The organism is Bacillus sp. 05T22 (genome assembly GCF_056396765.1).
The window spans coordinates 1-13149 of record NZ_JBFTMC010000117.1 but is presented as its reverse complement, the minus strand read 5'-3'; the positions used below and the strand labels follow the sequence as shown (position 1 = coordinate 13149).

Below are 13149 nucleotides of genomic sequence, written 5' to 3'. Positions count from 1 at the left end.
ATCAAGACCATCTTTAATTCCCATAGAATATGCCTTTACTAAAGCTATAGGTGTTTTTAATTCATGGGTAATATCCCCCATAAATCGCTTCAAATGTTCATTTCTATTCGTTAAGTCTTGATGAGCTTCATGTAATTTATCACTCATAATATTAATACTATTAGCTAAATCACCAATTTCATCATTTGTTTTTACATTTGTTCTCTTAAAATCAAGATGAGAAATATCTTCTGCAACATCGCTTAATTCTTTCAACGGTGTTGTAATCGTTTTTGATAATATCCAAACAAGTACAATGACAAGAAATATTGAAAAACCAAAAATATATATATTAAATGTATTAAGTGTCTCAATTAGTTCATTCGAGTGAGCAATAGATACTCCCACTAAGATTAACATTTCATTTTTTGAAATAAATTTCGCAAAAAAACTCGCTTTTAGCTTCTCTTGATCATATAATTTATTTGCTTGTCCAGAACTCTTTACTTTTATTACTTCTTCTTTTGTAATCCAAAGTTTATTCAATGTCACTCTCTTTTTTATAAGCCCAGAGCGTAACGATTCATTAATTTCATCTTCTGTATTTTTTATTGGCGTGTAAACAATTGTTACGTTATTCTCATTCTCGATTTGATTTATAGTATCTGTTAATTGTTCAACAGGCAAAGACTGAATTTGATTTGTAATTGTATTTAACTTTTCCCGCGTTTTATATATATTATATTTCGGTAAAAAATAGTTCATCAATAATAATGAAATAGTAAATATAAGAATGATTGTTAACGATATACTGACAAAGAGCTTTTTACCAAGCTTATTCACGTTCATCCTCCAGACTGTAACCTAAACCACGATGCGTTTTTATAATATCCTCACCTATTTTTTTCCGCAACCTTCTAACATGTGTATCCACTGTCCGCTCATCTCCAAAATAATCAAATCCCCATACGATATCTAGTAACTTTTTACGTGTTAATATTGTACCTTTATGATTTAAAAAACATTTAATTAATTCTAACTCTGTTTTTGTAATTTCTAATTCTTTATCACTTTTATATACTTTATTCTTTATCAAATCTATTTTTAGATTTTGAACTTGTATGACTTCATCTTGATTCAGTAGTTTTTTAGCTCTTGTAAGTAAAATCCCTGGATGAAATGGCTTTTTCACATATTCATCCGCCCCGCTTTGTAAGGCCGCAAGTTCATCTTCATTTTCACTTTTAGCAGTAAGCATCAATACTTTCACACTCGAGTTCTTTTTTATTTCCTGGCATACAGTGATCCCATTCCTTTTTGGCATCATCCAGTCTAAAATTGCTAAATCAATTTTTACTTCATAAAATATTTSAAGTGCTTCTTCTCCATCCTTTGCTAAAAGAACTTGGAAGCCTTCCTTTTCAAAATAAGCTTTTAAAATTTTAAGCATATCCTGCTCATCATCTACGATTAATACTCTCACTCGTACCTTCCTCCATTAACGATCTATATGTGCCTTATAAATTGTAATCATTTTCATAACAAAGTAACATAAATTTCTTATTTTACTTTGTTATGGTACAACATTTTTGTTACATGAATATGACAAAAAATATTTATAGGATTTGAGGGAATAGTAAATATGAGGTGTTGTTCCATGTTTAAAAAAATAGGATTCATTTTTCTGTTTTCATTTTTATTATCAACAACTGTTCTCGCAGAAACAAATAAACAAATTGAAGTGTTTGATTGTCAAAAGGAAATGGTTATACAAAAACAGTCTCTAGACATAGAAATTCAAAAAGAAGCAATACAATATGCAAAATCAATTACCGGAGCATTTAAAAATCTAAACGTTGTCCCTAAAACTGGCCATATGATAAAAATCCCGTTGTCTAAACCTGTAGTCATTACAAATCAATGGATACATACAACAATAGATGAAGTTCTTGTACTCCTTCCACTTAACGAAAAACCCTATATCATGATTTTTGATGACGAAAACAATCCACATTTTTATTATGTGCAAGGTCATCCTGAACATTTATTGAGGCATTTAAAGGTAAAATCATAATTACTTATAAAAAAGAAAGATTCCATAAAGCATCGTCTACGGAATCTTTTTTTATAATTTCACATAATGGGTTGATCCTTTATGTTCTTCACTTTTCAGAAATCCATTTGAAGTATAAAATTGACTAGCTCGTTCTGTGTCTGTATACAGAACGACAATTTGAAAGTGCTCTTTCGCATCAGATAGTATCCTCTTTAATAATAAGTTTCCTAGCCCTTTCCTTCGATATGCTTTCGACATATAAAACCTTCGTAACCGTCCAATTGTTTCATTTCTCGTATACGGATCTTTATTTAAGCCACCAATTCCAATTATCAAATTTGTCTATTAAAATTTGTGCACACGAAGCGGCATTGACCTTCCCAATACCACAGCGAGTGACAATAATCTCTTTATCCATAAATATTCCTTTATAAAAAGGCATTCTTGCAATTGTATATTCCTCATAAATATCTAATTTTTCTAAAAGTAAGTCTATTTCGATTTGCATTGCTCCAATAATACCGATTTTTTTCATTGGTCGTCTACCTCTTCTCGATTATATATGAAGTTTCTATTATAAAAAGTTAATGGACACTTTTTCTGACTCTCTCTGCCATAACTGATACTAGAAATTTTGGAAGTATCAACTGTCGTTTTATTCTTTTAGGTTGTGTTACTAACCTATATAACCATTCTGTACCAGAATCCCTCATTAGTTTTGGAGCTCGTTTTACCGTGCCGGATAAAATATCAATCATACCTCCAATACCAATAGATAGAGGGACTTTTAATTTTTGAAGATTTTCATAGATGAACACCTCTTGCTTAGGCGATCCTAATCCTACCAATAGCAAGTGTGGCTCGAATTGTTGAATTCGAACTTTGACTTCTTCTATCTGCTCATTTTTCACAAAGCCATGCTGTCCTTCGAAAACCGCATGTGGAAAACGTATTTTCAAATTTCCTAATGCTTTCTCATTACTTTCTGGTGCAGCACCAAAAAGAAACACCCGGTACCCCTCATGATTACAATACTCTATTAAATCATGAGTCAAATCCGCACCGGTAACACGTTCTTTCAATGTTCCTTTTAAAATTTTAGAACCGAGTATCACACCTATTCCATCTGCTGTTATTAAATCCGCGGATAGTAAAATATTTTTGAAACGTACAGATTCAGCTGAAGTTTGTTTAGCAGACATCACAATTTCAGGATTAGCTGTAACAATAAACTTTGGTTTATTTTCCTTTTCAGATAACCAATTTTTTAATATATCTATTACTCTCTTATACTCTAAACTACAAAATGGTATGCCTTTTATATACTGTTGTTCCATTTCTTACATACACTTCCCCTATGTGTTCTCTTATAATAAATGACTTAAACTTCCTCTTGTACAAGCTGTAAATACTCATCAACATCCTTATTTATTTGAAGCAATGCTTTCTTCCAAAATTCATTATCGGCAAGATCGATGTGAAAGTATTGTTTCACCAACTCTTCAACTGGACGCTTTCCTGTCTCACACAAGAATTTTTTATATTTGAAATGAAACTCACCGCCATCTTGTTTTGCAATTTCTAATAATCCTAAACTTAGTAGATAACCAAATGTATATGGATAGTTGTAAAATGGAACATTCGCTGTATAAAATTGACCATATTTCATCCAAACAAAAGGTTGATATTCTGTTAGACAATTTCCATAAGCTGCTTTTTGTGAAAGTATAGATAATCTCTCTAATTCATCCGCACTTAAAGGTCCTTTTTGACTTTCTTCATAAAATGTTTGTTCAAATTGAAATGAAGCTCGAATGGCCATTACATAATTAAAGCTGTTTCTGATTTTCCAACTAAGCAATAATTTTTTCAGTTTTTCACTTTCTGCTATTTTAACTAAGTAATCTACAAGTACCATCTCAAAGAAAATAGATGCTGATTCTGCCATACACATTGGAAGGTAGTCATCTAAAAAAGCAGTAGACTGCTCATTGCTCATTACATAAAAATGCCATGCATGCCCTAATTCATGAGCTAATATTCTTACACTATCAATTGTTCCATCATACCGTAATGAAATTCGAGATTCTCCTTCACTTAAAAAAGGAGCGCAAAATCCACTAGGAGGCTTATTATCTCTTGGCTCAGCATCAACCCACCTATTCGTAATGGCGCGCTGTGCAAATTGTGCTAGTTCTTCATCGATATCCTTTAAGGCCTCATATATATTTTCTACTGCTATTGAAAACGGAATTTGAACCTGATTATTTTCTTCCAATATCATTAAATCATGCCAAGTAAACGTCTCCTTACTTCTTTTATGAAACGCTATAACACTCGATAACTTTTCAAGATTCCCTTCAATAGCATTCCACATTTCCAATAATGCATTTTTAGAAATACCGTTTGCTTGAAGAGATTGTGACAATACCTCCTGTTCTTGTAACAGGTTACTTTTTAGGTTACGCAATCTACCTATTTGATTAAGTACGCTAGCAAATACTGTTTTCTCCTTTTCCAATGCCTCTGTAAGAGAAGAAAATGCCGCTAATCTTTCATGATGAGTTTCACCATTCATCGCAAGATAGTTTGCTTTTCCAAATGATAATATCTCGTTATTATGATGTACTTCTAATCTATTTCGTAATTGTATGTACATGTCTTCCCAAGCTTTTAATTCATTTTCTATAAAGTTGATATTTTGATTTTCGAAGAAGTCATTTTTTTCATGATTCGATTCTTGTAGTAATAAACGAACCTCTGTTTTCAAAGTATTTATTTTTGTGTGAGGTAAAGCAGCTGTAGATTCATCTGCGTGTTCAGCAGAAAGACAATAAAAGTAATACTCTGCCTTTTCAATTCTTTGTATAATTCTTGAGAGGATTACTGAGTCTCTATTTTCTTTATATGTTTCTATTAATTGCTCTATTATCCCTATTTCTGTAGAAAACATAGGGTCTTTTGATTCAGGATATAGCCTTTTCAAATCCCATCTCGTTGGATGATCGATAATTTGATTCATATTATAGCCTCCTGTTTTTACAAATAGTTACAATCTCGCATTCATTAGCTAATTATATATGATTCGGAACAATTTTCATATCTTCAAATATTCCGAATTTTAATCCGTGAATCCACCAATCCTGTGCAAATCAATTATTGTAAAATAAACTCAAAAAGGAGTGATCATAACCACTCCTTTTCCGTTCATAATTTACCGATATGTAAGTTGGCTAACCGTTATTCTGCCATTCTTTAAACATATATAACCTTATTTATTTCCAAATTTCATTCTATTTTATTAAAATAGATACTTATCCCATATATGGGATAATACTAAGTTTCTCTACGCTCCAACTCTCATTTTACACTGTCTTTCTCAATGACTTTACATAATGTACTGTAATTAAAATCATACCAATGGTAAATGCAACTATTGATACCAATAATATAGCAATAGATAATATACCTTGATCAACTAATTCTATAGACTTGAATGGTAAAGACCATATATATCCAAATCCCCACTTTACTTCTGAAAAAAGAAATAAACCGATTAAAGATAGGATTATATTAACAAATGTAAAAGTGATAGATGTTTTAATAAATAAGAATAATAAGAGTTGCACTGTAATAAGTGGAAGTGTCGCAACTACAGAAAGTAAAAATACTTTAATCATGAATAATAAAGGAAATGGATCTGTAAAATCAAAATACATTCCAAATAAATATAAGCTTATTAAAACTATTAAGTGTAGTGCAGAAAATAATAATACACTGGATACAACTTTAGATAAAACAATTTTAAAATTAGTATTTGGAGATAGATGCATTATTTTCCAATTGGTTTTGTTTTCAAACTGACACAGGAAGGCCGTTACCATCCCTGAAATAACAGGAAGAAAAAAACCAACATAGAAGAAAGATGCCAACATCCATACGCCCATCCAATCATTATCCAAACCATGATTATACTCTTTTACTACATATTTAGTATACATAATCATTGAATATATAATCGGAAAAAGTGCTAGGATGAATAATACAATTTGTTGCGGGTGTTTTCTTATTTTTATCCAATCGGAATAAATTAAATTTATCATTTGAGATCTCCTTTGTTAGTTTTTATTATTCATTTTAATAAATAAGATGTATCCAATTCCTAAAATGAGAATGGTAATAGGAATTCCTGCTAGCATGTACCATTTATCATATGACCATAATGTATTAAAAACATCTAGATTATTCACATAATTGATTKGAAAATATAAGATTTGATATGAAATAGGAAACCACCAAAGCTTAGTTGAACTTAATATATCGCCGAAAAGATACGAAGCTAGAGCTAGTGCAACGATCACTGATTGATTCGATAAATTAATGGATATAATGAACGCCAAGGCACAAAATGGAATACTAATAAGAAATGGATATAACGTAAAAACAAACACATGCTGCATTGAAACCGCATCCAAAGAAATACCTAAACCTGGAATTAATAACACTGTACAAATCATATGTATTACGGTTGTAATAATAAGAGCAACCATAACAATAAGGAACTTATTTACATACACACTAAATTTCTGTACTGGATACGTAAATGTTCTTTTCCACGTAGAATTTTTATATTCGACATTGTTTACACTAGCTATAATAAACACAATAAAAAAGTTTAAGATGTATTTTAAAAGTTGCAAATTTATGCCGAATATAGTTTCTAATTTAATAGTATGAGAATTACTATAGTAATTTAATCCAGCAAATTCACCTAATGCAAGTATAATAGGTCCTAAGATAACCAAAAACCAAAAATGACTTTTTCTATATTTTATATACTCAGTGGCTAATACATTTCTCATACACTTACAGCACCTTGTTCAACAATATCTAAATATGCTTCCTCTAAATTCTGCTTTTTAGTTTGGAAAGATTGAATAAAAATCTGATTCGTTACTAATAGTTGTTGAATATTATTCAGAGTTTTCTCATCATAATATTCAATACTAAAGATATTATTTTTTACATTGAATGTATAATTGGATTGTTTAAGTAGTTTATCAGTAAGAGTTATATTATTAACACTAACTTCAACAATATTTAATGATTGTTTATTTTTTAAAGAAGATAACGAACCTTGATATTTTATTTCTCCTTGATGAATAATCCCGATATGATCAGCCATTTGTTCAACTTCGCTTAAAATATGACTTGAAAGGATTATAGTAGAATTAAACATTTTTGGAGCTTTTTTTATGAATTCTTTCACTTCATAAACTCCCTGTGGATCTAAGCCATTAGTAGGCTCATCTAATATTAATAATTCAGGGTTATTTATGAAAGCAGCAGCTAATCCTAAACGTTGTTTCATACCAAGAGAATATTTTTTAAAAGCACGGTTTCGATCTTCATATAGTTTAAATAAATTCAAAAGTTCTTTTATATGTTCTTTATCATGAACATTTTTCATTTTAGAAGCAATTAATAAGTTTTCGTATCCAGATAAATGCTCATAAAAGGTTGGAGCTTCAATTAATGAACCTGTTTTAGATAAGATTTCTATTCTATTCTTTTGTATATCCATTCCCAATACTTCTACAGTTCCCTCATCAGCTTCTATTAATCCTAAAATGATTTTAAAAAATGTAGATTTACCAGCTCCATTCGGGCCTAATAATCCAAATATTTCACCCTTTTTTATAGTTAAATCAATCCCTTTTAAAACATGTTTGTCTTTATATTTTTTATGCAGACCTTTAATGTTTAAAACTTGATTATTCACAAAATCAACCACCTATCGTCTGAATTTTCCGTTAATTTTACCTATAAATTTTTCCTTACTATCCATTTTGGATAACCCAGGTAATGCTGATGCAATTAAGCTAGTTACGAAGTTACATGTATTAACTTGAGGTGTAGCCAGAATTGTTTCTGGACACACGTCAGCTGTACTAATTATCTTTTGTTACTTCTTTCATGTAAAACTGTTTGTTTCATCCACTGTAAGACAATTAAAGGCAACATTATTTTATTGAAATTAAATGATACTTGAATTTGTTCTTCTAACTCCCCATGTAAATATAATTTCTTTTGTAGCCCAAGTATACATTCTATAGTTTGCTCTTGTAATTTTTGGTACATAAATATTTTCGAATATTGGATACTTTTGTTTTTATTTATCAAATATCCAATAGCTAAGGGACCTTTTTGTTCACCAATTCCTGATTTAAATTCTTGAATATTAATATCTTTTAAATGAATAAAATAATCATTATTAAAATCAATTGAATAAGCACCAGGTCTAGATATACCATTTATAGCATTCGGTTGGAAAACAAACAGAATAGGTACTAAAGCTGTCAATGTTTGATTGTGAAATACTTCATATAGAATTTGTGCTAACGTATCAATATGGATAAACGGCTTAACTAGACTCATCACTTCTTTTTGGGGTATTTGTTTATTCAATGGATGTTTGTAAACACGATATGGCAATACGTTTGGTTTATTTGAAAAGATTTTTATATGTTGATCGTTCCTCCTACTATGATCCAAATGATAATTTATATTATTTATCATATTTATAGAATTTTTTGTTTCTAGCATCATTTTAACTCCCTCCTTACTGTTTGACTTTCTGTACCTAAAGTATACGTGTTCATTTATGTTAAAAACAATTAGTAAAATTCGATTAAAAAAATTGCAAATTACCACACGATTTAACCTTTTTATTTTACAAATTTTAAAGTATAAAAAGATTTCATCATCTATTTAGATGCCTTAGAGATAGTATTTTAAAAACAAATGTAAACACAAAAAGGAGTGATTATAATCACTCCTTTTTAGTACATCATTTACTGATAAATAAATTAACTAACCGCTCTACCATTCTTTTAACATATATAACCTTATTTATTTCCAAATTCCATTTGCCCATTCAGGATGATCGATAAATGGATTCCGGTTATGTTGATACTTTGTATAAATAATTTCATTACGCTTTCTCTCAATGTCATCAACAGGATCTTGCTCATTCCATTTTAGCAAAACAGATAGTTTTCCCATATATGGATCTTTATTGTTATTCACTCGCTCATTAAGTTCTAAATCTACTTCACCGCTATCCCCTTCATAACGAACAGCCATGTAAAATAACATTCTCGCAATATCGCCTTTTACACTATCACGAGGTTCCCAAGAATCATTATCGTATTTACATTCTGTCGCTTCTGGATGATTCACACCACCGTTATCAAAATCTAAGTTGCCACGTGAGCTATTGACAGATACATCTGTAGCTCTTAAATGATGCAAGTCCGTCCCTGGTCCTGCAGCCGTCCCAAAATCACCGTGCGATTTTGCCCAAACATGTTCTCGGTTCCAATTATCTACTCCTGAACCATTTGTAAATTTCCCTTGCGAACGCCCTGTATATAAAAGGAGCACATTATTTTTATTATTTGGATCTTCATCAGTATCCCTTAGCGCTTCCCAAACCGCACTGTATGATATCTTTGTATGATGATCAATAATGTTATGAAGCTCCTTTTTTAATTCTGAACCCGTTTTCCCCTTCGCGCTATTATAATATGTATCATCATAATTAGTTGCAGTTACCGCTTGATTTACTTTTGAAGATGAAGAAGCTCCTTCACCATATACGGTATCTGTAAATGATAGGGATGAAGAACCTAGAATAAAAAATGAAGAAATAGTAAAAATAGCAAGTTTTGTATTTCGGAACACCATATAAACATATCCCCTTTAAAATTTAATTTTAACTAATGAACGAAAAAATTTCTTTCTAAACACATGAATTAATTTAAAACTACATACACATTTTCTCTCTCTATACGTTAGAAAATTCTATTCAGCCTGTATAAATTTCCAAGCTTTTGGTGTATCTGCTTTCTTTCCTAACACAATCCAGCTCTTTCCATTACCATTTTCTTGATAATTGACTGGATAACCATCTGTATATAAGAAATATTCAGCTGAATTATTCGGATTTGGATACACTTTAAACTGTGCAGTATTTGCTTTTTGTTGCGCAAGATGTACCCAATTTGTCATGTTAGAGTAATTAAGAAATACGTAATTATCATAATTGGATTGCGTCATTTTCAGCAGTACACTTTCTCCTCGATGAAGGATACCATTATTATCTTTGTCAAATACAAACTGAACTGGTGTACCATGCACTTTATTATCATCTACGTGATTAGATAATAGTGCGTAGTCATTCCTTGCATACACTTCAAAGGTCAAACCTCTATTTAGAAACTCACTTGGTGCTACGACGTATTTTTTATTTTCTTGTATTGCTTCTCCCTTAGAGTCTTTCACTATAGTATTTTCTATATCTTCAGCAGCAGTTTTGCCAACAAATGTGTTAAACCATAAATGAATAAATCCCGCTGTATTTCTTTGAGCTTTTTCTAAACTTCTCTGAACAGCTGGCATAACTTCTTCTTGCCAAAGAGCATTGTTTCCCTTATTGTATTGAGATTTAATATTATCATTGGTAATATTCATAATTTCTGCCTTTGCAAGTTTAGCGGTTTCATGTATCCACTGTTTCGGATCATTAGAATCGACTAAATGATATGTTCCCTTGTCATCCTTCACTTCAAATTGTGTCTGGATAGTAGTCACATAATTCTCAAAAGCGCTATGAAACTTTAAGGCACTCATATCGACAGCTGTAAAATTAGCAGCGTGCATTGGCTGAGTAGCATCTGTGAAGTAGTGCGTCGCAACACCTAAATAATAAAAAGCTTGTTTTCGGTCATCCTTCTTAAAGTATTCACCTGCTAATTTAAAATATTTATCTCCTTGCGAGAGAGCTGTTGGTTCTTCTTCCCCTTTATAGTTCTTTCTCGTATCAGGATCATAGAAATGTGATTTCCATCCTCCCCTAATTAGCCCGTCAATGCCAATTGTACCTGTACCTCCATCGTTAAATTCATCAAGGTAATCGGCATCATAAAGACCTCTTTCAAATAACTCCTTATATTCAGGAGTATTTAAAAATTGCAATTCATTTTCTTGAACTGTCTTATCTTGATTACGACTCATAATTTGAATCGCATTTTGTGCAATCCATAAATGTGTACTTTCATTTGAATGATGCGGATGCTCTGCAGACCATCTTTTCACACGTTTGTGTTCTTGATGGTCTTGGTTTTCTTGTTTCATTACTTCTCCTATTCCACAAGCTTGTACTTCTGCTGGGATTACTACAGTACCAGAAGCTATCGCTGTGACAAGAGCCATTGTACATAATTTCTTTTTCATACGATTCTCCTAAATCTTAATTTCATCAATAACGTAAACGATTTCACCTTTAAGCAAAGATACCATTTTACATTATAAATGTAATTTAATAATAACCTATGTATTTCAATTTATTTATGCAATTATACATATTTAATTACTAGCTAAAAAAAGAAACAGTTCACAAGAAAAATCTCTATGTAACAAAATATAAAACAGAAGATTAAAAACGAGAGTACCTATCGTTTTTAATCTTCTGACACGTTAGCTAAGAAACCATTTCATTATTCTACTTAAATAAGCGACAGAACATATTCCTGATAGGAATTCCCCTTGTGTCAATCCTTTATGTATACGAATTTGGCGGATTCTTTCTCCAATTTGCATGTCTGTTCCCCTCTACCTTTAGTGAATCAAATGCTATTCTTAATCTAATACATTTTCGGCTGCTATTTTAAAATATTTTGCAGATCGTTTATATGCACGGCTATCATAAAGATGATTTCCTAGTTCAAGAGCCAACTCTCGAACTAAAGAATATTGCTTTTTTTCTAGCCCTATTTCAATTGCTTTTTCCATATTTTTCTCAAAACTATCATCATTTCCCCTTAGTTTAGATATTTGGGCTTTAAATCCATAGAGTTGAACATGTGCATAAGGTATATCACAAATAGATAGAATATCAAATGCATCATCTATCAGTTTATTAACAGTTTGCCAGTCTTTTCGCTCTATATGAATTTCTATTAAATTCCGTAGTATATACACCTTATCAGCTGTTCGCGGGAGATGGTCACTCAGTTCTAAACTTTTTTCATAATATGGAATCGCATTCGCAAAATCTTTCAAGCCTTGATAGATTTTCCCATAATTATATGCAGTCAAACATACATTCAAAGGATTGTTATTCGTCTTCACTTTATTTTCTGCTTGTTTCAAAGATTCAATAGCTTGTTCTGGTAGTTTATCCTTGTTATATTGCATTGCAAGAAGTATTAACACATATATTTTTTTTTGCTCATCATTAAATTTTTCATACAATTTATAGGCTTTTTTGGCATACATGCGACTAATACTTTGATCCTTATCAAGGTTCTGACGTACATGACTTATGTTGTAATATATATGAGCATGTTGCACCGTTTCTTCAGGACCAAGCATATTTTCAATCTTCTTGTAAATTTCATATGCGGTAACATAGTCTCCTTTATTAAAAAAGTATGCCCCTCTAGCCATTAGATAATATATATAATCTTCCTTATCTTGTGTTTCTATTTGTTCCGGAATCACTTGCGAAGCTTGATCAACAAGTGGTGTTACATATAATAAGTTATTGTTTCGAGCATGATAGTATATGAGAACACCATAAGTCTTTAATAATAAGGGAATTGAGTCTGTATCACGAATATACAGTTCTAACGAAGATAATTCTGTTTCCGTTATCCTTTTATCTTTTTTATACTTATCGCATATTTTAAGAATGCTAGATTCTACTCCCTCATTCTTTCCGTCTATTARAAAATCYGAATCAARATTSAGCTTTTGAGAAACCTTTTTTAAAAAWGAARWAGACGGTTTAACTTGTCCATTTTCTATTCTACTTAAATAAGCGATAGAGCATATTCCTGATACAAGTTCCCCTTGTGTCAATCCTTTATGTATACGAATTTGACGGATTCGTTCTCCAATTTGCATGTTTCTTCCCCTCTACTTTTTCAATGAATTAAATTTTTTTCCTAGTTTATTGTATTCTCAGCTGCCATTTCGAAATATTTTGCAGATTGTTTATACGCTCGATTATTATAAAAATACTTTCCTAGTTCAAGGGCAAACTCTCG

General features: G+C 31.1%; 12 protein-coding genes and 2 pseudogenes. 1 reads left to right on the top strand and 13 read right to left on the bottom strand.

All coding sequences use genetic code 11. The features are described from left to right. Both AC1DIT_RS23700 and AC1DIT_RS23695 read right to left on the bottom strand, forming a co-directional pair. A partial coding sequence (locus AC1DIT_RS23700) for a HAMP domain-containing protein (RefSeq protein WP_476998452.1) occupies positions 1–822 on the bottom strand: 822 nt, incomplete at its 3' end. Beyond that, complete coding sequence (locus AC1DIT_RS23695; RefSeq protein ID WP_476998451.1) at positions 815–1462, bottom strand: response regulator transcription factor; 648 nt, start codon at positions 1460–1462, stop codon at positions 815–817. The genes AC1DIT_RS23700 and AC1DIT_RS23695, both read right to left, overlap by 8 nt. A gap of 174 nt (positions 1463–1636) precedes the next feature. Between AC1DIT_RS23695 and AC1DIT_RS23690 the strand changes: the two genes are divergently transcribed. After that, complete coding sequence (locus AC1DIT_RS23690; protein WP_016115147.1) at positions 1637–2053, top strand: hypothetical protein; 417 nt, start codon at positions 1637–1639, stop codon at positions 2051–2053. A 51-nt stretch (positions 2054–2104) separates the two neighbouring features. Here AC1DIT_RS23690 and AC1DIT_RS23685 read toward each other — a convergent pair. From AC1DIT_RS23685 to AC1DIT_RS23635, 11 genes and pseudogenes are all read right to left on the bottom strand, one after another. Then, positions 2105–2368, bottom strand: a pseudogene (locus AC1DIT_RS23685) (GNAT family N-acetyltransferase); the annotation flags it as partial. Continuing rightward, positions 2367–2570: pseudogene (locus tag AC1DIT_RS23680) on the bottom strand (phosphorylase family protein); the annotation flags it as partial. The pseudogenes AC1DIT_RS23685 and AC1DIT_RS23680, both read right to left, overlap by 2 nt. 49 nt (positions 2571–2619) lie before the next feature. Next, positions 2620–3372, bottom strand: a complete 753-nt coding sequence (locus AC1DIT_RS23675) for a WecB/TagA/CpsF family glycosyltransferase (protein WP_016115150.1) — start codon at positions 3370–3372, stop codon at positions 2620–2622. Positions 3373–3416: 44 nt separating this feature from the next. After that, complete coding sequence (locus AC1DIT_RS23670; RefSeq protein ID WP_016131484.1) at positions 3417–5057, bottom strand: M3 family metallopeptidase; 1641 nt, start codon at positions 5055–5057, stop codon at positions 3417–3419. Between the two features lie 343 nt (positions 5058–5400). Continuing rightward, the gene (locus tag AC1DIT_RS23665; protein ID WP_016115152.1) at positions 5401–6138 is read right to left on the bottom strand and encodes an ABC transporter permease; all 738 of its coding nucleotides are present in this window, start codon (positions 6136–6138) and stop codon (positions 5401–5403) included. Positions 6139–6153: 15 nt separating this feature from the next. After that, the gene (locus AC1DIT_RS23660; RefSeq protein WP_476998450.1) at positions 6154–6897 is read right to left on the bottom strand and encodes an ABC transporter permease; all 744 of its coding nucleotides are present in this window, start codon (positions 6895–6897) and stop codon (positions 6154–6156) included. Beyond that, positions 6894–7817, bottom strand: coding sequence for an ABC transporter ATP-binding protein (locus tag AC1DIT_RS23655; protein WP_016115154.1), 924 nt, complete (start codon positions 7815–7817; stop codon positions 6894–6896). The genes AC1DIT_RS23660 and AC1DIT_RS23655 overlap by 4 nt, the downstream gene beginning before the upstream one ends. Positions 7818–7990: 173 nt before the next feature. Then, entirely contained in the window at positions 7991–8641 is a 651-nt protein-coding gene (locus tag AC1DIT_RS23650) for a hypothetical protein (RefSeq protein WP_033671248.1), read from the bottom strand. Positions 8642–8947: 306 nt separating this feature from the next. Continuing rightward, on the bottom strand, positions 8948–9784 hold the full coding sequence (locus AC1DIT_RS23645) for an endonuclease I family protein (protein ID WP_016115156.1): 837 nt from the start codon (positions 9782–9784) through the stop codon (positions 8948–8950). Between the two features lie 117 nt (positions 9785–9901). Continuing rightward, a complete protein-coding gene (locus AC1DIT_RS23640) occupies positions 9902–11332 on the bottom strand; it encodes a zinc dependent phospholipase C family protein (RefSeq protein WP_016115157.1) in 1431 nt (476 codons plus the stop codon). A 405-nt stretch (positions 11333–11737) separates the two neighbouring features. Next, on the bottom strand, positions 11738–13006 hold the full coding sequence (locus tag AC1DIT_RS23635) for a helix-turn-helix domain-containing protein (protein ID WP_476998449.1): 1269 nt from the start codon (positions 13004–13006) through the stop codon (positions 11738–11740). Between the last annotated feature and the right edge of the window lie 143 nt (positions 13007–13149).